This is a genomic window from Haloferula sargassicola (assembly GCF_040362925.1).
GTDB lineage: Bacteria > Verrucomicrobiota > Verrucomicrobiia > Verrucomicrobiales > Akkermansiaceae > Haloferula > Haloferula sargassicola.
Genome location: NZ_BAABRI010000006.1, coordinates 151304 through 173383 on the forward strand (window position 1 = coordinate 151304; position 22080 = coordinate 173383).

13 protein-coding genes and 1 tRNA gene are annotated in these 22080 nt (G+C 64.8%); 8 read left to right on the top strand and 6 right to left on the bottom strand.

Annotated features, from left to right (window positions below; translation table 11 throughout):
- Positions 1-360 precede the first annotated feature (360 nt).
- Positions 361-2340 (bottom strand): transketolase, encoded by a 1980-nt coding sequence (gene tkt / locus ABXH26_RS06830; protein ID WP_353566295.1) that lies wholly within the window; start codon positions 2338-2340, stop codon positions 361-363.
- A gap of 674 nt (positions 2341-3014) precedes the next feature.
- On the opposite strand from tkt, the gene ABXH26_RS06835 reads away from it, so the two are divergent.
- Positions 3015-3089, top strand: a tRNA-Glu gene (locus tag ABXH26_RS06835).
- 61 nt (positions 3090-3150) lie between these two features.
- On the opposite strand, the gene ABXH26_RS06840 is transcribed toward ABXH26_RS06835, so the two are convergent.
- Both ABXH26_RS06840 and ABXH26_RS06845 read right to left on the bottom strand, forming a co-directional pair.
- On the bottom strand, positions 3151-3894 hold the full coding sequence (locus ABXH26_RS06840) for a cysteine hydrolase family protein (protein WP_353566296.1): 744 nt from the start codon (positions 3892-3894) through the stop codon (positions 3151-3153).
- A 1-nt stretch (position 3895) separates the two neighbouring features.
- The gene (locus ABXH26_RS06845) at positions 3896-5152 is read right to left on the bottom strand and encodes a Zn-dependent hydrolase (RefSeq protein WP_353566297.1); all 1257 of its coding nucleotides are present in this window, start codon (positions 5150-5152) and stop codon (positions 3896-3898) included.
- 202 nt (positions 5153-5354) lie between these two features.
- Between ABXH26_RS06845 and ABXH26_RS06850 the strand changes: the two genes are divergently transcribed.
- The 6 genes from ABXH26_RS06850 (at position 5355) to ABXH26_RS06875 (ending at position 15159) form a co-directional block, all read left to right on the top strand.
- On the top strand, positions 5355-5744 hold the full coding sequence (locus ABXH26_RS06850) for a fibronectin type III domain-containing protein (RefSeq protein WP_353566298.1): 390 nt from the start codon (positions 5355-5357) through the stop codon (positions 5742-5744).
- The gene (locus ABXH26_RS06855; RefSeq protein ID WP_353566299.1) at positions 5741-7165 is read left to right on the top strand and encodes a sodium:solute symporter family transporter; all 1425 of its coding nucleotides are present in this window, start codon (positions 5741-5743) and stop codon (positions 7163-7165) included. Before ABXH26_RS06850 ends, ABXH26_RS06855 begins: the two co-directional genes overlap by 4 nt.
- A gap of 145 nt (positions 7166-7310) precedes the next feature.
- On the top strand, positions 7311-8396 hold the full coding sequence (locus ABXH26_RS06860; RefSeq protein ID WP_353566300.1) for an aspartate/ornithine carbamoyltransferase family protein: 1086 nt from the start codon (positions 7311-7313) through the stop codon (positions 8394-8396).
- 48 nt (positions 8397-8444) lie between these two features.
- Entirely contained in the window at positions 8445-10394 is a 1950-nt protein-coding gene (asnB, locus tag ABXH26_RS06865; protein ID WP_353566301.1) for an asparagine synthase (glutamine-hydrolyzing), read from the top strand.
- Positions 10395-11012: 618 nt separating this feature from the next.
- Positions 11013-14489, top strand: coding sequence for a hypothetical protein (locus ABXH26_RS06870; RefSeq protein ID WP_353566302.1), 3477 nt, complete (start codon positions 11013-11015; stop codon positions 14487-14489).
- Positions 14490-14502: 13 nt separating this feature from the next.
- A complete protein-coding gene (locus ABXH26_RS06875; RefSeq protein WP_353566303.1) occupies positions 14503-15159 on the top strand; it encodes a hypothetical protein in 657 nt (218 codons plus the stop codon).
- 126 nt (positions 15160-15285) lie between these two features.
- Here ABXH26_RS06875 and ABXH26_RS06880 read toward each other — a convergent pair whose 3' ends face one another.
- The 3 genes from ABXH26_RS06880 to ABXH26_RS06890 form a co-directional block, all read right to left on the bottom strand.
- Positions 15286-18414 carry an error-prone DNA polymerase gene (locus ABXH26_RS06880; protein WP_353566304.1) on the bottom strand — a complete coding sequence of 1043 codons (3129 nt, stop codon included), beginning with the start codon at positions 18412-18414 and terminating at the stop codon, positions 15286-15288.
- Between the two features lie 69 nt (positions 18415-18483).
- Positions 18484-19944, bottom strand: coding sequence for a DNA polymerase Y family protein (locus ABXH26_RS06885; protein ID WP_353566305.1), 1461 nt, complete (start codon positions 19942-19944; stop codon positions 18484-18486).
- A gap of 18 nt (positions 19945-19962) precedes the next feature.
- Positions 19963-20580, bottom strand: coding sequence for a hypothetical protein (locus ABXH26_RS06890; protein ID WP_353566306.1), 618 nt, complete (start codon positions 20578-20580; stop codon positions 19963-19965).
- A gap of 218 nt (positions 20581-20798) precedes the next feature.
- Here ABXH26_RS06890 and ABXH26_RS06895 point away from each other — a divergent pair, with 218 nt between their 5' ends.
- A complete protein-coding gene (locus ABXH26_RS06895) occupies positions 20799-22079 on the top strand; it encodes an ATP-binding protein (RefSeq protein ID WP_353566307.1) in 1281 nt (426 codons plus the stop codon).
- Position 22080 lies beyond the last annotated feature (1 nt).

The following is a 22080-nucleotide window of genomic DNA, read 5'->3' on the forward strand; positions in this document are numbered from 1 at the left end:
GGACAGGAGGGTGGAGGGGTTTCGGCGAGGGAGTTGGTTCGAGGTCCTGGGAGCTCGAAGTGACACCACAGGAGAAAAAGCCGCGAGCGCCCTGCCCGGCGGTCCATGCCCGCCGCCCCTGAAGCCGCATAGGCTGGGGAGGCGGCGTGCCGGAGGGATGGGGGCGGCGGGCATCGACCGCCGGACAGGAGGGCGGAGGGGTTTCGGCGAGGGAGTTGGTTCGAGGTCCTGGGAGCTCGAAGTGACACCGCAGAAGAAAAAGCCGCGATCGCCCTGCCCGGCGGTTCATGCCCGCCGCCCCTTGTACGAAAAAAGCGCCGGCCCCGTGATGGGGGGCCGGCGCTCGGAAAGGACGGTCGATTATTTCGCGGCAGCGACCACGGCCTCGGCGGTGATGCCGAGTTCCTTGAAGACCGTCGCCCCCGGAGCGCTGAGGCCGAAGCGGTCGATGCCGATGACCTTGCCCTCGGTGCCGACATACTTCCACCACAGGCCGGTCACGCCGGCTTCGATGGCAATCCGCTTGGTGCAGGCCTGGGGCAGGACTTCCTCCCGATAGGCCGCGTCCTGGCGGTCGAAGCGCTCGAGGCAGGGCATCGAGACGACGCGCACGCCGTCGCCGAGTTCGTCGGCGGCCTTGAGGCAGTATTGCAGCTCGGAGCCGGTGCCGATGAGGATGGTGGTCAGGGCGCCCTTTTCCTTGCGGGCGACGTAGCCACCGCGGCGGACGCCATCGCGGCGCTCGGAAACGGACAGCTCGTTCATCTGCGGCACGCCCTGGCGGGTCAGCGCGAGGAGGGTCGGACCATCGGTGCGGAGCATCGCCGCGGCGAAGGCGCCGGCCGTTTCCTCGGCATCGGCCGGGCGGATGACGTCGAGGTTCGGGATGACGCGCAGGCCGCTGACGGTTTCCACCGGCTGGTGGGTCGGACCGTCCTCACCGACGCCCACCGAGTCGTGGGTGAAAATGTAGGTGACGGGCAGCTTCGACAGCGCGGCGAGGCGGATCGAGGCGCGGCAGTAGTCGGCGAAGACCAGGAAGGTCGCCCCCGAGGCGCGGAAGATGCCGTCGTAGGCGATGCCGTTGCAGATGGCGCACATGGCGTGCTCGCGGATGCCGAACCAGATGTTGCGGCCGGTCGGGTTGTCCTTTCCGCTGAAATCGCCGGCGTCCTTGATGTAGTTCTTGGTCGAGCCGTAGAGGTCGGCCGATCCGGAGATCAGCTGGGGCACTTCCTTGGCGACGGTCTGGAGGACCACGCCGCCGGCACCGCGGGTGGCGTCCTTGTAGTCTTCCTCGAAGGCCGGGATGCGGTCGGCGAGGTCGCTCGGAATCTCCCCCTGCACGCCGGCGCGCAGCTCGGCGGCGAGCTCGGGATTGGCCTGGGCCCAGGCTTCGTAGTCGCTCTGCCAGGAAAGGAACTGGTGCTTGTGGTTCTCGGCGACTTCCTTGAAGTGCTCGCGGACTTCGTCGGAAACATAAAAGTGTTCTTCCGGCAGGCCGAGTCCCTTGCGGGCTTCATCGGCGAACTTGGCGCCGCCCTCGCCGTGGCCTTTGGCGGTGCCTGCGACTTCCGGGATGCCCTTGGCGATCGTGGTCTTGGCGATGATGACCTTGGGCTTGCCGTTGTCATCGTTCTTGGCGTGTTCGAGCGCCTTGGCGAAGGCGGTCATGTCGTGGCCGTCGATGGTGGCGACATCCCAGCCTTGCGAGGCGAAGTAGCCTTGGGCGTCCTCGCTCTGGGTCACCTCGGCCATGGCGTCGAGGGTGACGTCGTTCGAGTCGTAGATGAGGATCAGGTTGTCGAGGTGGCTGTGGCCGGCGAAAGCGATCGCTTCCTTGGCCACGCCTTCCTGCAGGCAGCCATCGCCGTGGAGGGCGATGACGTGGTGGTCGAAGATGGTGTGGTCGGCGGTGTTGAACTTGCCGGCGGCGCGCTTGCCGGAGAGGGCGAAACCGACCGCGTTGCCGATGCCCTGGCCGAGCGGCCCGGTGGTGGCCTCGACGCCGGGGGTTTCAAAAGACTCGGGGTGACCCGGGGTGTGCGAGCCGAGCTGGCGGAAGTTCTTCACGTTCTCCATCGGGATGTCATAGCCGGCCATGTGCAGCCAGCCGTAGAGGAACATCGAGCCGTGGCCGGCGGAGAGGATGAAACGGTCGCGATTGAGCCACTTCGGGGCTTCCGGGTGATAGCGGAGACCACCACCGCCCCAGAGCACGGCCCCCATTTCGGCGCAGCCGAGCGGCAAACCGAGGTGACCGGAGGAACAGGCGTGGACGGCATCGATGGCGAGGCCGCGCGCCTGGGCGGCGGCTTGGGAGAGGATGTCGGTATTCATGGGGCAATCCGTGGATGGTTGTCAGACAGGGCGCGCAGGGTAGGGACCCCGCCCGAACTGGCAAGCCGCCATTGACCTGCCTGAAAGGAAACGGTTCATCCTAAAGATGAGCGCCGCGATCTCCAGCACTCGGCCCGCACCGACTTGGGATCGGACTGAACGAACCCCGGATCGAACACGCACCTACTCTGGATCGAACTTGCACCTACCCCGGATCGAACACGCACCTACCCTGGGTCGAACTTGCAGCTACCCCGGATCGAACACGCACCTACCCTGGGTCGAACTTGCAGCTACCCCGGATCGAACACGCACCTACTCCGGATCGAACGCGCACTACCCCGGATCGAACGCGCACCTACTCCGGATCGAACGCGCACTACCCCGGATCGAACGCGCACCTACTCCGGATCGAACGCGCAGCTACCCCGGATCGAACGCGCACTACCCCGGATCGAACTCGCACTACCCCGGATCGAACGCGCACCTACCCCGGATCGAACCCGCAGCTACCCCGGATCGAACCCGCAGCTACCCCGGATCGACCACGCTCCGACTTGGAAGCGGCGGGAGGCTTGGCCGAGGCGCCTCTTTTTTGCAAAAATAGTCTTGTCAGCCGGAGTGCCATGAATAGCTTTCCCGCCCAGCCCGCTCCGGTGGGCAGCCGAGAGATTGACCCGTTCGTCTAGTGGTTAGGACTCCAGATTTTCATTCTGGCAACAGGGGTTCGACTCCCCTACGGGTTGCCACTCTCTCGTGAAAAGACCCCGCCCTCACCGGCGGGGTTTTTTGTTTCCGGCGTCCCGCCTCCTACTTCGTCTGCGAGATGATCCCGACCGTCGAGCTGTCGCGGAACTCGTCGAGCTCGCGCAGGACGTCGCGGCAGGAAACGATGCGCGCGTAGCGGTCGCGCAAGGTCGCCAGCGAGGCTTCGTGCAGGCGCTCGGTGACGGTGGCGCAGGCGTCCTCGACGATGGTGACGAAGTAGCCCAGATCGCAGGCATCGCGGGCGGCGGTCTCGACGCATTCGTTGGTGTAAACGCCGCACAGATAGAGCGAGCGGATGCCGAGGTTGCCGAGGACGTAGTGGATGTTGGTGCTGGAGAAGACGCCGCTGGCGGTCTTGTTGATGACGATCTCGTCGCCCTGCGGCGCGACCTCGACGAGGAACTCGGCCTCCTTGCTGCCGGGCGCGGCGAGCAGGTGGAGGCGGCGGTGGCCGGCGCTGCGGTCGCGGCCGTCATGGGTCAGCGCGCAGATCCGGCAGTGGATGACTTCGAGCTTTTCCCCGCGGAACGCATCCTGGAGGAGCCGCATGCCGGGCAGGACGGTTTTTTCCAGCCGGTCGAAGTAGTATTTCCTCCCTTCCTCCGGCACGCCGCTGGTGTCCGGGTCGGCGAACAGGCCGTAGCCATCGGCGGCGTCGAGATACTGCACGTCGATGCATAGCAGCGCGACCTTGCCGTCGGCCAGATGCTCGGCGCGGCGCGGGTTGGTGATGAAAGCTTCGCGGTACTGTTGGCGGAGGGGATCGGTGATGGAGGTGACGGACATGTCAGGTGTTTTCAGAAAAAGCGATGCGTTGGATGGTGCCGAGCATGACCCGCGCCCCGGCCTCGATGTCATCCCACGGCGTCCACTCGGCGGGCGAGTGGGATTTTCCATCGATCGACGGCACGAAGATCATGCCGACCGGGCAGATGGAGGCGACGATCTGCGCATCGTGCGCGGCGCCGGATTCCATCCTGCGGAAACGAGTGCCTGCGTCCTTGGCGGCGGCCTCAACCATGTCGGTGAGCGCCGGATCGCAATCGACCGGCTTGATCCAGCTCTCGACCTCGTAGCTGGAGCGCAGCCCGCGACGGCGGGCGATCGCGTTGAGGATGCGCCGCGCGGCCTCGGCCAGCTCGTGCATCACGGTCTCGTCGGTGTCGCGCACGTCGAGGGTGAACTTCGCCTCGCCCGGCACGGTGTTGGCGGAGCCGGGGGTGAGGTCGACGCGGCCGATGGTCGCCCGCGAGCGGTCCGAACCATACTCATCGAGCAGCCGCGGCAGTTCGTGGGCGAAATCGGCGACGCCCATGAAGGCATCGCGCCGCATTGGCATGGGCGTGGTGCCGGCGTGGTTCGGCTCGCCGGAAAAGCTGACCGTCCATTTGAAGAGCCCGGTGATCGCCTCGACCACGCCGATCTGCTCCTCGTGGCCGGCAAGCACGGGGCCCTGCTCGATGTGGAGTTCGAGGTAGGCGGCCACGCTTTTCGGGTCGCGCCGCGCCTGCAGCGCGAGCCACGGATCGAGCCCGAATTCGCCCATGGCGTCGGCCAGTTTCACCCCGCCGGGATCGGTCGCGAGGTGGATGGTGTCCGGCGTGACCTGGCCGGTGAAGGACTGCGAGCCGAGCATCCCGCCGAAGCGGCCTTCCTCATCGGAAAAGGCGATCAGCTCGATGTCGCGCTCCGGCACCTGGCCGCTCTCCTTCAGCGCGCGCAGGCACTCGAGGCCGGTCAACACGCCCAGCGTGCCATCGAGAATGCCGGCGCAGGGGACGGTGTCGATGTGCGAGCCGATCACCAAGGCGGGCGCGTCGGGGTTTTTTCCGGCGAGCCGGGCGATCACGTTGGCGGCGCCGTCGCGCGAAGTTTCGAGCCCGGCGTCCTTCATCCGCTGCTCGAGCCACGCCTTTCCTTCCATGTCCGCCTCGGTGAAAGCCATGCGGTAAACGCCGCCGTCTTCGGCGCGACCGATCTCCGATAACTCTCGTAGATCGGTGCCGAGTCTATCGATGGAGATATCGGGAATCGTCTCGACCATGCGGCCACCCAACGCGTGCGACGGCAGCGACTCCAGAAAGAATTTGCCATCGCTCCGGTTTGCCCCAACCCTTGCCCCGCCGTTTTCCAAGGCGCACCGCACAGCCCCGCGTCCTTCCCAACCCGACGGAACCATCCCTTTTCTTTTCCCCAACTCCCGTTTCTGCAGGTCGGTCCTTTCCGGCCTGCTGCTGGGTGCGGTGATGGGGCCATTGTCGGCCGCTCCCCGGCTGAGCTGCGAGCTGACGCCCGATGCCGCCGGCCGCCTCGTCAGCAACGATGGCACCATCGACCTGAGGTGGTCGGAGAAGGCCGGCAGCGAGTTCGAGCTGCAACAAGCCCGCGAGGCCGACTTTTCCCGCCCGCATCTCCGCTACCGCGGCACCGATCACGAGACGGTGCTGACCGGCCTCGCCGAGGGCACGTATCATTTCCGCGTGCGCGAAACGCCCGACGGGGAGTGGTCGGAGCCGCTCGTCTTTGAGGTCGAGTACATGAACCGCGGCCCGCTTTTCCTGCTGCTCGGCACCGGGGCCTTCGTGGCGCTCTCCACCATCGTAGCCATTCTTCACGGCTACTCGCAGAACCGATGACCCTCGCCGCTTCCATTTCCCACACGACCGCCTGGACCATCGTCATCGGGCTCGGTCTGCTGTGGGTCGCACTCGGCATCTGGTGGGGCAGGAAAGCGAAGAACAGCGAGGGCTTCATGCTCGCCGGCCGCAATGTCGGCATCTCGCTCGGCGCGGCCACCGCCATGGCCACCTGGGTGACTTCGAACACGACCATGGTCGCCCCCCTGCTCGCTTACGAGAAGGGCATCTGGGGCATGCTCGCCTACGCCTCCGCGTCCTTTGGCCTGTTGCTGTTCGCGCCCCTGGCTTTCCGCATCCGCAAGCTGCTGCCGGACGGCGTCACCGCCGGCGATTTCTTTCGCCTGCGCTACGGCCGTGTCGGCTGGGCGGTGTTCCTGGTCATCACGCTGGTCTACTCGATCACCTGGCTGGTCACCATGGCCATCGCCGGCGGCAAGCTGCTCGAGGCCCTCGGCGGCATCGAGTATGTCCACGGCATGACGCTCATCCTCGGCGTCTGCGTGCTGTACACGCTCTTCGGCGGGCTGTACGCGGTCATTGGCACCGATTTCATCCAGAGCCTCATCATTCTGGTCGGCATCGTCTTCATCGGCTTCGAGGTGCTCGACCACATCGACGTCGCCACCGTCCACGAACACCTCACCCGCGAGCAACCCGCCCTCCTCGACGTGATGATGCCTGCCGCGCTGCTGGCCATCTTCAACAACATGCTCTTCGGCTTCGGCGAGGTCATGCACAACAACGTCTGGTGGTCGCGCGCCTTTGCCATGCGCGAAAAAATCGCCCCCAAGGCCTTCTTCCTCTCCGGCGTGCTGTGGTTCCCGATTCCCATCGCCGCCGGTTTCATCGCGCTCTGCGCGGGCCCGCTCGGCGTGAATGTCACCGATCCCGGAAAAGTCGGCCCGCAGGTCGCCGAGCACGTCCTCGGCCTCGCCGGGCTCGGCCAGATCTCAGGCGTGATCATCCTCATCGTGCTGTTCTGCTCGATGGCCTCCTCGATCGACTCACTGCTCGCCGCCACCTCCGACCTGCTCGTGCGCGACATCTACGAGGGCGTCTTCAAGCAGCACCTCCACCCGAAAAAGTTCCGCCCCGTCTCCGCTACGGCGATCATCGTAGTTTCCGTGATCGCCTGGCTGCTCGCCCTCAGCGACCTCAACATCGACGTCGTCCTCTTCAGCGCCGGCGCCTTGGTCGCGAGCCTGATCTGGCCGGTCATCGCCGGGCTTTTCTGGAAACGACTGAACCGCGGCATCGTCATCGCCGGCATCATCTTGGGATGCGCCGGCGGACTTTACTGCTACTTTGAGGTCCAAACGTACACCGGGGCGCTGGTCGGCGCGGCCGTCTCGATGGTCTTCACCATCGCCGCGCGCTGGATCGGTGCCGGACCCCTCGATGCCATCGCCGAAAGCTGAATCATGTTTTCCGCCACCTTCCTCCAGATCCTCGTCTATGTCGGCCTCACCTGGACCGGCCTCGGCGCGCTGGCCCTCGTCATCCTGCTGATCCGCGACTGGAAACGCGGCGAACTCTGGTAATCCGCACGACCCCGACCCACCGATGAGCGAAGAATTCACGCCGAATCCGGCCACCCCTTATCTCACTCCGCCGCGCGGTTCGGAGGCTACGCGCCCCGAGCCCAAGAACCTTTTCGAGTCCTCGCCGCCGGACCTCGAGGTGCTCGCCGAGCTTTCCGGCCAGAACGTCCTCTACGCGCGGCAGTTCTCCTTCAAGCAGGTCGCCGAGATCTGCAAGCTCGCCGCCTTCCTCGAGCAGGTCGAGATCTGGCCCTACCATCCGCTCGACGGGAAAATCGTCACCACCGCCTTCTTCGAGGCCTCCACCCGCACGCGCACCAGCTTCGAAAGCGCCGTGCACCGCCTTGCGGGAAAAATCATCTCCATCCCCGATGGCTCGGTCACCGGCGCCAAGAAGGGCGAGTCGATGCAGGATATCGGCGAGATGTTCAACGCCTACTGCGACTGCGTGGTCATGCGCCACACCGAGACCGACGCGCCCAAGCGCATCCTCGAGAACCTCCGCGTCCCGCTCATCAACGCCGGCAACGGCTCCGGCGAGCACCCGACCCAGGCACTCACCGACTGGTATGCGCTGCTGAAATGGAAGCCCCGCCTCGCCGCGCCCTTCGAGACCGGCGACAAGAAGCTCCAGCTCGGCATTCTCGGCACCCCCGGCTCGATGCGCGCGGTGAAGTCCTTCCTTCTGATGTCGCTGCTTTTCCACGAGCACATCGAAAAGGTCACCGTCATCTCGGAAATGGCCGACCCCTTCGGCAAGGACGTCACCGACAGCCTGAACCGCGCCAACATCGACTACGAGGTCACCAACGACATCCGCGAGAGCCTGCCGCGCCTCGATGTCATCTACATGAACTCGATCGCCTTCCTCGGCGACTCCTACAAATCGCTCGACTCGCGCTACAAGCTCGATGCCGACAGCCCGCTCAAGGAGGAAGCCGTCATCCTCCACCCGCTCGCCCGCCTCGACGAGCTGGACACCTCCTTGGACAAGACCCCCCACAACCTCTACTTCAGCCAGGCCCATGGTGCCGTCTTCGTCAGGCAGGCCTTGTTGCTGGCGGTCTTGGGCAGGCTCGATCGTTTGCCTGATTTCTCGAACTCCTAGAAATAGGTTCCATAGGACCTATATGACCTATCTCTCTCATTAAACATCATGTGCGGAATCGCCGGTAGTTTCTCAGCCCGTCCTCTCAACGACAGCCGCGAGCCGATCCTCCACGATCAGCTCCAGGCCATCCTTCACCGTGGCCCCGATGCCCAGACCACCTGGCTCGACAAGGACCGCGGGCTCGCCCTCGGACACACCCGGCTTTCCATCAACGACCTCGAGCACGGCTGCCAGCCGATCCACTCGCTCGACGCCCGCTTCGTCTCCACGGTCAACGGCGAGTTCTACGACTTCAAGCGCCACCGCTCGATCCTCATGGCCGAGGGCCAGCGCTTCGGCACCAAGTCCGACTCCGAGATCGCCCACGGCCTGTATCGCAAGTTCGGCCTCGATTTCATGCAGCACCTCCGCGGCGAGTTCGCCTTCGTGCTCTACGATCGGGAAAAGGACGAACTCCTTCTGGTACGCGACCGCTGGGGCATCCGCCCGCTTTTCATCCACATCCAGGACGGCCATACGATCCACTGGGGCTCCGAGGTCAAGGCGCTGCTCGCCCATCCGGACATCCCGGCCGAGCTCGACGAAAAGGCCGCGCTGCACCAGCTCATGCAGACCATCGCGCCCGGCATGAGCGCCTTCAAGAACATCGAGTCGCTCTCGCCCGGCCACCTGCTGCGGATCAAGCGCAAGGGCGACCGCCTCGACATCGAGAAGATCAAGTACTGGGACCTCGATTTCCCCGAGGAGGGCGGCCACGACCGGCCCGACGACGAGCAATACCACGTCGAGACCATCCGCGAGCAACTTACGAAAGCCGTCGTACTTCGCCTCGAGGCCGACGTGCCCGTCGGCTGCTACCTCAGCGGCGGCATCGACTCCTGCTGCATCCTCGGCCTCGCCACCGGCGCCATGCAGTCGCCGGTGAAAGCCTTCACCATCGCCTTCGACAACGTCGACTACGACGAGTCCAGTATTGCCCGCGAGATGGCCGAGTCGATGAAGGCCGACCAGGAAATGATCACCCTGGCCGCCGACGATCTCTACGGGCAGAACTACATCGACACCGTCTGGCACGCCGAGCGCACCTTCTACAACACCCTCGGCGTCGCCAAGAACCTCATGTCCAAGCGTGTCTGGGACTGCGGCTACCGCTGCGTCGTCACCGGCGAGGGCTCCGACGAGCTCTTCGCCGGCTATCCGGGCTTCAAGCGCGACATGTTCCTCCACGGCATCGACCACGAGCCGGAGCACATCCGCGCCGAATACCAAGCCGCGCTGGAGAAAACCAACTCGCTCTTCAAGGGTGCCATCCTTTCGGAAAACGAGCGCCACCACCCGGCCTTCGACGCCATCTGCGGCTTCACGCCTTCATGGATCCAGCCATGGATGGAAACCCTCGACCTCGCCCGTCCGCTGCTCGACCCCGATGTCGCCGAGCACCTCAAGGACTACGATCCCATCGAGGAAATCGCCTCACGCATCGATGGCTCGATGATGGAAGGCCGCCACCCGCTCGACCGCGCTCAGTACACCTGGGCGAAGTGCCAGCTCGAAGGCCAGATCCTCAACTGGGGCGGCGACCGCGTCGACATGGCGAACTCGATGGAAAGCCGCCCGGCCTTCCTCGACCACCACCTCGCCGAAGCCGCCTTCAAGGTCCCGCCGCACTACCGCATCAAGGGCAACGTCGAAAAATACGTCCTGCGCGAGGCCGTGAAGGGCGTCCTGCCCGAAGTCCTCTACAAGCGCGAGAAGTTCGCCTTCATGGCCCCGCCCGCGCACACCGACGAAAAGAAGAAGGCCAAGGTGCGCGAACTCATCGACGCCTTCCTCAACCGCGATGCCGTCAGCCGCTGCGGCATTCTTTCCGCCGATGCGGTCGAGAATTTCCTCAAGGAATACGAGGCCGACCGCGACGCGACCTCGCTGGTCCGCAAGGACGCCCTTCTCAACCATCTCCTCGGCCTGCACATCCTGCACGCCAAGTTCTGCTGACCGAGAGTCCCGAGCCGTTTTTGCGAACGTCGTGACGAGGGTCTCTTCGGCTTGGTCCGCAGAGGCACGTCCGGGATGTCGGGGCCGGGGGTCGTAAAAACCCGGCTTTTTTAAAATCCGCCTAAACCTGAGGGAGGCGGGGGTCGTAAGTAACCAGCCGGAAGCCCGAGGGGACTGCCGGCCGGTTCCTCCAAACCCATGAAGCTTCAGGTCGTTTTTTCTCCCGTGGCGTCTCCCGAAGGCTCCGATTCACGCCCGACGGAGCAAGCCTGACGTGCCGATTAGGGAAAAATTCTCAGTTTCGTGGCGGCTCGGACAAAGAAAAGACGCAAGAAAAAGCGGAAGGAATCGCGGAAAGGGGCATGGCGGTCCCCGATTTTCTCGAATGTAATTACTTTGTATATTGAACTTTGCCGGTCTGTAGTTACTTTGCAGTCACGCAGCTACTCTGAGGCATGGCCCGAAAAGAAACATTCCGGGTTCCTGCTCGGATCGGCTGCCGGGCCTGTCCCTCCCCTTGGCAACTCACTTTGAAAAACCACTATGAAGGCGAAACGGTATGATGCAAATTTCGGCACAGCGGTTGCTCCCGCGGCCTCGTCCGGAAAGTTTTTTAGCATGGTTGACTCACTCTCCGCCCCGTCAGGGCTCCGCAATTTGCCCACGCGCCGGAAGCAGCGCCAGGTGCCGGCCGGCTTCGCCCTTGTCGTCGTGACCTTGATGATGGTGCTGATGTCGTTGCTGGCCATCGGTCTCCTCTCGCTCGGCAGTGTCGTTTCCCGCGGAAGCCGCCAAGCGGAGTCGCGCAAGGTCGCGGATGCCAACGCGCGGATGGCTCTGATGCTGGCTCTCAATGATCTCCAGAAGACCTTGGGTGACGACCGCCGGATCACGGCGGATGCCTCGCTGCTGATGGGTTCGGGAACCTCCTCCCGTCCCGCGGCGGGCAGTGCCGCGGTCGGCGTCTGGGAGTCGGATTACAGCGACATCTCGGAAAACCGGAGTGGCGATCCGCCGGATTACTCCACCCGCCGGGACAACAATTTCATCCAGTGGTTGGTTTCGGCCCCGAATCGAGAGGTGGTGGAGGACATGGACTACGACCCCAGCGGCAGCTCGGCGAGCGATCCCGCACTCCTTTTCTCGGAGAATCTCGATGGGTTCAATCTGCAGGCCGACAAGGTTCTGATCGGCGACGTCAATGACGAGTCCGGTGCCTACGCCTGGGCCGTGACCCAGAATGCCACCAAGGCCCAGATCAACGTGGGTGGCGATCGCAAGCGCACCCGGAACAACGACGGCATCGAGGCCCCCACCCGGCCGAATCTCGGCTTGTCCGACGTGATGCAGCAACCGACCAATGGATGGGATACCCGGCGTGCGAGGGTGCTCAGCATGTCTCAGGCGGTGCTCGATCCCGCCTATGGTCTTGATTCCAGCAAGCAAGGCATAGGGTCCTTCAGTTATACCACGTCTTCCTACGGGGTGCAGGCGGACGTGACCCGGGGTGGCCTGCGCAAGGACCTCTCGCTCGGCTTCGAGCTGGATGACAGTGATTTCACCCGAGCTACCCTGAATGGTGTCGACAATCCCTTCGCCTCCCAGAGCGGCCCCGACGGAGAGCGACCGATCTTCGAGCCGATCACGGATGGTTCCCCGATCTCCATCGACTATGCATATCGAGTCGCATCATACACGGATATTTACAAGACAGGTGCTCCTCCAACCTTCAATTCCTTGAGATCCCACTACCGGGCCTACAAGCACCTCTACCAATCCAATGGCGACGTCACCGCGAAGATGCGTCCCGTGGATAGCGCTTACTACAACGACAATGCCCCCCGCGGCACGGAGACGGGCATCCAGCCGGTGCTGGACCGCCTCGTCATGAGCCTCAATATGTCGATCATTGGAGGCAAGCTCTACTTTCTGATCACCCCGGTAATCACTTTGTGGAATCCCTACAATGTGGCCATTGAGACCGACGGCCTGGTTGCCTATCCTTGGATGGACGTGCCACTCTTTTTGAAATGGCAGATCAATGGTCAGGACGCCAATGGCGGTGCCCACCTCAGCACCTATATCGGTGGAAAATACCGAGGTCAGGGCGAAGGGCGGCAGGAAACCCCTTTCTTTTACTTCGCTCTGACGCAGAAGGGGGATGGCGACACTACGACGCCGGTCCATTTGGCTCCCGGGGAAGTCCGGGTTTTCAAGCCCGCCAGCAACGACCCGGTGATGTTCACGCCTCTTGCGGCTTCGGAGGCGGCGAAATTTCAGGCTCTTACCTGTCAAATGAAGCCCGCGGGGGGATCCCTCGACAGCGCCGGGGGTATTGCGGTTTCCATGGCGGGCTCGTTCAACGATGGTGCAAACATCAAGACTTCTTTCACCGGTCGGGAAACCATCGGAGTGGAATTGCGCTTCGAAGTCGCCGGGGATTATCACTACTTTGTCTCCGTGGAGGATGCCGGCCGGCTGAATGGGTCGGCTCAGTCCCAATGGAACAAGGTTCTTGACGCGCAGGTTCATGCGGGAACTCAGAACAATTTCACCTTCCGGTCCCCCTCGTACCCTGCGAGAGGCCTGATGAGGGCCCCTCAAATGGTCGGAGCGCTTGAAGTCTACCACCGCACGGCTTCACAGGGTGGGGCCGACAGGCCATCTTCCGACATCGTTTACACCGTCAATCCCCAGCAACGTTATGTAACCGGGGCTCTCAGCGGAATGGATACAAGAGCGACCGGATTGTCGCCGCACTACGAGTCCACGATGAGGCAGGCGGCGGATTTCCTGGCCCTCAATTTCCAGACCACTCCGGATGGAACCCGCTCCTACTACGGGGAGACGAACGCCCCCCCGGCGGGGAGGGACCACCTGTCTTTCTTCGGCATCCCGGAGCAGCCGCCGCTTTCCATGGGGTCCTTCCAGCATGCGAACATCATGGACACCGCCTTCGGTCCGGCGAACTCGATCGGCAATTCCTGGGCTTCCCCCTACGTTTCCCGGAATTCCGTCCGCACGCTGTTGCGGACGGCCTCGACGGGCGAACGCATCAAACCGCGGGGTCTGGGCATCTACGACGGGTCCTACCTGATCAACAATGCCCTGTGGGACCAATATTTCCTTTCCTCCATCGGCCCCGAGGTGACTCCCGGCAATTCGCCGGGATCCGGTAATCCTTGGAATCAGACGGTGGCCAGGGTGCGACGCGATGTGGACGAAGTGGTGAAGGATTGGGTCGAGAATCCTCTTACCCAGCCATTGCGGAATTCGCGCAATACCCTCTATGAAGGAGACTTCAACGATGAGGAAGTGATCAGCCGCCTCACCGACAAAAGCGGTTTTGCCGCCGCCGCGGCTCACATCCTCACGGAGGGTTCGTTCAATGTGAACTCCACCAATGTGGATGCCTGGGAGGCGATCCTTGCCAGCCTCCGCGGAGAGACCATCGACTTCGTCGGCGGAGGGTCCGAGGATGCCAGCCGGACCAACCCCCTGATCCGGCTCTCTCCGCCGACGGGTGAAGCAAACGACCGGTGGGACGGCTACCGCGAACTCAGCGACTCCCAGATCAAGAGCCTCGCGGAGTCGATCGTGGACGAAGTCCGTGCTCGCGGGCCGTTCTTTTCCTTGGCGGACTTTGTGAACCGGCGCCTGACCAACGATGACCAAGGCCTCAAAGGCGCGCTCCAGGCGGCGATCGACAATGCCGGCCTGAACCAACAGGCGTCCGTGGCGAGCTTTTCGCCGGCAGGCTATCCCGAACGTCGCAACATCCCGGACCCGGACACCGGCATCGGCACGCCGGGCTGGCTTACCCAGGCCGACGTGCTCACCTCGATCGCACCGGTGATTTCCGTGCGGTCGGATACCTTCACGATCCGCGCTTATGGTGAGGCTTTCGGAAAAAACCAGCAGGTGGAGGCCAGGTCATGCTGTGAGGCGGTGGTGCAGCGGGTGCCGGAGTGGGTAGACCCCACCGACAAGCCCGAGGCGGACATCGACGAAATCACGCGCGTGAATGAAAACTTCGGCCGGAGGTTTAAAATTGTCTCCATCCGCCAGATACCCCTTGATCTCCTCAAGAGCTAAATTTGCTTCCATCATGATTCGCCTGGTTTTCGCCATTCTCCTCACCTGCGGCATCTGCCATGCCCTCGACGTTCGTTTTCTCGCCTGGGACGATGACGTGGCGGCACGGCAGATCGTGGCCCTTTCCGGATCCTCCGGAACCGAAATCAGCGGGCTTCATCCGTTGAAAAGAACCGAGGCCGTCAGTATGACCCCGGCGGAGGGAGAGCTGGCTTTCAACACCCCTGACAAGCTGACCGACGAAGGCAAGGCGGCGGAAATGAAAGTCGCCCTCGGTGATGGAATCAAGCGGCCGCTCGTGATCCTCCTGCCCGATCCCAAGGCTCCGACGGGTCTTCGGGGCTTTGCCTTGAACGACAATACGGATGCCTTCGCCTGGGGCAGCTACCGCATCATCAATGCCACCCCCAAGGTGCTCAATCTCGCCATGGGCAAGCATCGCCTCCGTCTGCCCACGGGATGGAAGGCCGTCGACGTCAAAGGCGACGACGAGGAATCCTACCCGATCTGGATGGCCACCGCCGACAACCCCCAGGAAACCCTCTACACCAACGTCTGGCCCTCCGGCTCCGATATCCGTCGCTTGGTGTTCATCGTCCCCGGCACCGATCCCCGGCTGGGTCCCCTGGCTCTCAAGATCATTCCCGAAGACCGGCGCGCTCTGGAGTAAAGAGCGCCCGGGGCGGCTTCCTGATTTCCTGAAAAACGGGCCGTGACCCGGATGCATGCCCCGCAGGTCTGGGGAGAAGTTCAGGATGATGGGCTCTGAGGTGGACGGAAGATTTCTCGAGTGGCTTCAATGAAAGTCATGGGAGCTGGCGATGTGCCGGCTGTCGGCCTGCGGGAGGGGCTTCAAGTCCGTGACATAGACCGTGCGCTGGTCGCCCTCGGAAATCTGGACGTGGCCGGTGGCCCAGAGGAAGGGCTCGCTGACGATGGTGAGGCGCAGCTCGTGGAAGGTTTTCTTGGGCACGAAGAGGTTGGCGATGCCGGTTTCGTCCTCCAGGGAAATGAAGCAGTGTCCCTTGGCCGTGCCCGGTCGCTGGCGGCAGATGACCAGGCCGCCGATTTCGATGACCTTGCCGTGCGGGAGCGTTTGCAAGGTGCGGGCCTCGACGAGGGGCATCGTACTTGAGCGTCGCCAGAGCTTCATCGGGTGCGGGCCGGTGGACAGGCCCTGGGTGGAGAGGTCGGCGGCAAGGCGTTCGGGCATGGACATCGGGGGCAATGGGGAGCCGGGGCTGGGGGACCCCCTGAAGGGGGAACTCCGTGCAGCCGGTGGCGGAGTGGTGGGGTTGAGGAGGTCGTCGTGAAGGGGCAGCTCGACCTGCCAAAGCGCCTCACGGCGGTGGAGTGCTTCGGGCAGGTCGTTGAGGGTGCCGGCCTTGGCGAGGAGGCGGCGCTCGCGGGCGTTGGGGGCGGCGCGGGTGAGGAAATCGTCGAGGGCGGCGAAGGGGCGGCGGACGCGCTCGGCAAGGAGGCGGTCGGCCGTTTCGCGGGAAAGACCCTTCAGGCGGTGGAGGCCGAGGCGGATGGTTTGGTCGTCGATGACCTCCGTTTCCCAGCTACTATGGACGCAGGAGACGGGAAGGGCACGGAGACCGTGACGCTTGGCATCCTGGAGCAGCGAGTGGGCGGAGTAGAAGCCCATCGGCTGGTTGTTGATGAGACCGGTGTAGAACTCGGCGGGGTGATGGACCTTGAGCCAGCAGGAGTGGTAGGCGATCAGCGCGAAGGCGAGCGCGTGGCTCTCGGGGAAGCCGTAGAGGGCGAAGTTGCCGATCGAGTGGACGACCTTTTCCTGCACCTCGGCATCGACGCCGCGCTCGCTCATGCGCTGGCGCAGCTTGGCGGTGACCTTTTTCATCCGCTCGTCGGTGCGGTTGAAGGCCATCGCGCGGCGCAGGTCATCGGCCTCGCCGCCACTGAAGCCGGCGATGAGCATGGCCATCTTGAGCACCTGTTCCTGGAACAGCGGCACGCCCAGAGTGCGCTCGAGGACGGGTTTGAAATCGGGGTGGATGAAGTCGGGCGGCTCGAGGCCGTTGCGACGGCGGAGGTAGGGGTGGAGCAGGTCGCCGACGATTGGACCGGGGCGGACGATGGCGACCTGGATGGCGACTTCGTAGAAATGGTTGGGCCGCAGGATGCGCAGGGTGGACATCTGCGCGCGCGACTCGACTTGGAAGGTCCCGACGGTGTCGGCGCGGTGAAGCATTTCGTAAACCTTGGGATCGCCGAGCGGGATGCGGGCCGGATCGACGAGGTGGCCGCGCTTTTCGCAGATGGAAAACGCGTCCTGCATGGCGGCGAGCATGCCGAGGCCGAGGAGGTCGATCTTGACGATGCCGAGGTCCTCGCAGTCGTCCTTGTCCCACTGGACGATGGTGCGGCCGGGCATGGTGGCGGGCTCGATGGGGACGACTTCGTCGAGACCGCGGTGGCAGATGATCATGCCGCCGGAGTGCTGGCCGAGGTGGCGCGGCATGCCGAGCACCGCGTGGTAAAGCTTTTCCAAGGCGGCGGCGCGCGGGTGCGAGGGCGGGACGAGGCGGTGGAAGTCGGCGCCTTCTTCCTCGTGCTCGTCGTGGTGCGAGTGATGACCGGTGGTCGAAAAGCGATCGGCGAGCGAGGGCGGAAACCCGAGGACCTTGGACATTTCGCGGAATGCGGAGCGCGGGCGGTAGGTGATGACGTTGGCGGTCATGGCGGCCCCGCGGGCGCCGTATTTCTGGAAGACGTACTGGATGACCGACTCGCGGCGCTCGCCGGAGGGAAAGTCGATGTCGATGTCCGGCCACTTGCGCTGGTTTTCGGAAAGGAAGCGCTCGAAGACGAGGCGCTGCTTGAAGGCGTCGACATTCGTGATGCCGAGGACGAAGCAGACGACCGAATTGGCCGCCGAGCCGCGGCCCTGGCAGAGGATGCCGCGGCTGCGGGCGAAGCGGACGATGTCCTGGACGATGAGGAAGTAACCGGAAAAGCCGAGCCGGTCGATCAGCTCGATCTCCTTGTCGATCTGGGCGAAAACCTCGCTACTAGGTTTGCCGTATCTTTCGCGGGCGCCTTCGAGGCTGCGCTGGCGGAGGAGGCGCGTCTGGTCGGGGAGGGTCATCGGTTTCCCGGACTCGTCGGGGAAATCGGGGAAGCGATAGCCGAGGTTGGCGAGGGTGAACTGGAGGCGTTCGTCGAGTTGGCGAACGTTCGTCAGGGCCTGCGGTTGGTCGGCGAAGAGGCGGGCGAGGTCCTTCGGCGACTTGAGGTGACGCTCGCCATTGGGCGCGAGCAGGCGGCCGGCCTGGTCGAGCGGGATGTGGTGGCGGAGGCAGGTGAAGGCGTCGGCGAGCAAGCGGTCGGCGCGGGTGGCGTGGAGCGGCGCGTTGGTGGCGAGCAGCGGGAGCTTGAGATGCGCGGCGAGGTCGGTGAGGTGGCGGATGAGCCGGCCGTCGTCGCGCAGGCCGTGGCGCATGATCTCGACGTAAACGTTTCCCGCACCGAAGAGGTCGATGAGGGACTCGGCGGCGCGTAGGGCGGCGTCGCGATCATCCTTGATGAGGTTCCGCATGACCGGGCCTTCGCGGTCGCCGGTGAGGGCGATGAGGCCGCCGCCATTGAGCGGGGTGTGCCGGACGATGGTGCCGAGGTGGCCGTTGGTGAGGTGGCGGCATAAAGTACGGTATCCCTCGTGGTTGGCGCAGAGGACGGGGACGGGCGCACCGGCGATGTCGAGCGTGGCGGCGGGGATGGCGCGGATGCCGCAATCGAGTGCGGCTTGGTGGGCGCGGGCGGAACCGTAGAAGCCGTCGTGGTCGGCGAGGGCGATCGAGCGGAGTCCGAGTTCCGCGGCGCGATGGACCATCGCTTCCGGCTGGCTGGCGCCGCGGAGGAAGGAGAAGGCGGATCGGGCGTGGAGTTCGGCAGGCATGAGGCGGGGTGCCGGGGGATTGGAGCAGGATGGATGGGATTAGGGGGATGGATGGGATGGTGTATTTATTTACCAGGTGTAGCCGCCTTCCATGCGCCAGCGTTCGGGGGGGAGGTGGACGAGACGGTAGATGCCGGTGGCGAGCTGGATGTCCCATTCCATCTGTCGCCAGCGGTCGTTTTCGTCCCACCAGCGGCCGGAGTGGAGGAAGGGGCCGCGGAGGCGGAGGATCTCGCCGCGATGGGGGCCGGAAAGTACGGCGAGCGGCGTAGGTCCGGGGGAGAAGGCGACGTGGACTTCGTGCGGCGGCCGGAAGCGGCGGAGGGGAACCGGGCAAGAGGGCCAGTGGTCGTTTTCCGCAGGCGCGGCATCGGGATGGCGGAGACGGAAGTGGTCGGCATGGTGGTCGGCGGGGGGATCGGGGATGCCGACCTGACCCTCGCCGAGCAGGGCTTCGAGGCGGGCGAGGGTTTCCTGCCACTGCTGGGGTCGCGGGAGCTCGCGCTGGAAGGCGTCGCGCTGGGCGGCCTCGGGGTCGGCGGTTTCGGCATCGAGGGTGAGGCGGATGACGGGTGCGGGGAGCTTGAGGTTTTCGAGTAGGAGGCGGATGGGATCGAGGAGCGCGTCGGTGCGCGGCTCGGGCAGGCGGAGGGTGCGGGCGAGGGCGTTGCCGTCCTCGAAATGGAAGCCGAGGTGGAGCGCGCGGGCGGCGACGTGGCGGGCGTGAAGGCGCGCGCTGAGCGGGCCGAGCAGGCGCTGGAGGGCGAAGACGAGTGGCTCGCTCTCGGCGAGCGGGTGTTCGAGGTCGAGCTCTTGGGCGAGGCTTTCGGGCGGGCGGTGGAGGCGGAGCAGGCGGCGTTTTTTTTCGTGGAGGAGGTCGTGCCACTCGCCGGCAGCGGGGCCGAGTCGCTCGGCGAGGGCCTGGCGCGGGAGGCCCATGAGGTCGCCGAGGGTGCGGAGGCCCCAGTTCTCAAGTAACTCTAGTAGTTCGATCCCGCCGGGGAGGTTTCCGAGCAAGGCGAGCGGCAGGGGTTTCAGCGACTCCTGCGTGACGAAGCCGCCGTGGCAGTCCTCGCTGCGGACGCCGAGGGTGGCGAGGTCGGGGGTGGCGGCGCGGACGTGGCGCAACTCGCCGCCGTCGGCCATTTCCAGCCAGTCGAGGCGACCGGTCTGGCGCGCGGTGGCGCGGGAAAGATCGAGCACGAGGGTGTCGGGCGTGGCGATCTCGAGGTCGGGCGTGAGGGTCTCCGCGTGGGCGATCATTTCCGCCAGCAGGGCGGCTTCGTGCTCGGGTTGGGGTGGCAGGACGACCAGCGCGGGGCAGCGGACGAGGGCGCGGTTGAGCGGCCAGCCGGCGTCGATGCCGGTGCGGCGGGCGGCGTCGTTGACGGCGAGGAGGGGGAGTTTGACTTTTTCGACGATGGCGCCCTCTTGCAGCGCGAGCACTCCGCAGGGCTGGCGCCACGCGACGGGCTGGGTTTTCAGCGCGGCGAGGACGGGGAGATCGACGAGATGGAGGGCGGCGAACATGGGTGGGATCGCAGATGGTTATCCGGAGCGGCGTTCGCGTTCGCGGGTGACTTCGAGGCGGTCGCGGAGTTCGCGGCGGGGGCGGTCGAAGTCGTCGAGTTCGAGGCGATGATTCAATGACAGCCTCAGCGTGGCGCAGGGGACCTGCGGGCGGGCGGACATGACGACGAGGCGGCAGGCGTTTTTCTCGGCGGCGAGTTTCAGGCGCCACCAGACCGAGGCAGGCAGCCGGGCGAGCTCGCGTCGGTCGATGCCGCAGGTGTCGAGCAGGACGAAGGGCACGTTGCCATCGCGCACCAGCAGGTCGGCGGCCTTGAGCATCTTTTCCGCGTCGCGGCAGCGGACCCAGAGCAAACGCGAGCAGGCATCGGCGGTGAAGGAGGCGGGATCGAAGGCGTCGCTGCCATCGACGAGCACGAATTCCGGGAAACCGGCGTGATCCTCCGGTTCGCCGAGGAGGTGGGCGACCAGCATGCCGAGGCCGGAGCCTATGACTTCCGAAATGGCTCCGGGAGGGAAGGCGTCGGGAGAGAAGGCTTCGGATGAAGGGATGGAGGATGACGGATGGACGATCGCGTGCGCCTGCGGGAACCTTTCCCGCAGCTGCTTGCGCAGATCCTCGATCGCGACCGCCATCGGTATAGCGGATCATGCTGGAGGGAAATGTTCAAGTGAACACTTTTACGGGAGGGTAGAACGGGGAGCAGAAAAAGAGGTAATTAGAGTTTCCGAAGTGAGTTCGTAAATATCTGAAAACCAGCAATACGTGGAATGGGATGCCGCAATTGGACGGGGTGTCATGCCACAATTGGACGCTTGCTAATGCCGCAATTGGACGGTATTGTATCCCGCAAATGGACGGATACATGGCAGGGCCGGGGACGGCCGTTCGGGCGCGCTCGATCCAATGGGCGATGGACGAGGCGATGCTCGACACGCCGGTCGTCTGCCTGCTCGGGCCCCGGCAATGCGGCAAGTCCACCCTCGCCCGCTCGCAGGGCGACGGCCGGCCCTACATGACGCTCGATGACGACAACCTGCTCACCATCGCCGAAAAGGATCCGGGCGGTTTCATCGACCAACTGCCGGCCCGCGTGACGCTTGATGAGATCCAGCGCGTGCCCAAGCTGCTGTTGGCGATCAAGCGCAGCGTCGATGAAGACCGCCGGCCCGGGCGTTTTCTGCTCACCGGCTCCGCGAACCTGCTGCAACTCCCCGACCTCGCCGACTCGCTGGCCGGGCGGATGGAGTGCATCTACCTGCACCCCTTCGCCGAGTCCGAGCGCGACGGCCAGCCGGGTCAGCTCTTGCAGCGCTGGCTTTCCGGAAACCTGGCGAAACAGGAAGACTTCCCCAACGTCCTGCGCGATGAGGGCGTGGAGCCCGCCAGCCTGATCGGACGCGTCGTGCGCGGCGGTTACCCCGAGCTGATCGGACGCACCTTCCAGCGGGCGCGGCAGTGGCACCGGCAGTACCTGCGGGCGATCATCGACCGCGATGTCCACGACATCGTCCGCGTCCGCGACGGGCAGGAAATCCTGCGCCTGCTGGAAATCCTGGCCCACCAGAGCGCCAGCCTGCTCAACACCTCTTCGCTCGCCAACGACCTGCGGCTCGACCGCCAGACCGTCGAGCGCTACCTGACCGTGCTTGAGCGGCTGTTCCTCATCCGGCGGCTCCAACCGTGGCACCGCAGCTCGGCGAAGCGGCTGGTGAAAACCCCGAAGGTCCACCTCGTCGACAGCGGCCTGGCCTGCTCGCTGACCGGGCTGACGGCGGGCGACTGGAACTTCCAGCGCGACCGCTTCGGCCACGTGCTGGAGTCCTTCGTCTTGCAGCAGCTCATCGCCCAGGCCGGCTGGACCGATCCTGACCTGCGCTTCTGGCATTACCGCGACAAGGACCAGGTCGAGGTGGACGTGGTGATCACCCGCGGCAAGCAGGTGTGGGGCGCGGAGGTGAAAGCCTCGGCCACGCTCCAGCCGAGCGACGGCAAGGGCCTGAAACGCCTCGCCGCGCTGGCGGGCGGGGATTTCCAGAGCGGCATCGTCTTCTACGATGGTCACCATACTTTGCGGCTCTCGGAGGATCCGAAAATCACCGCCGTGCCGCTGGAGCGGTTCTGGAGGGAGTGAG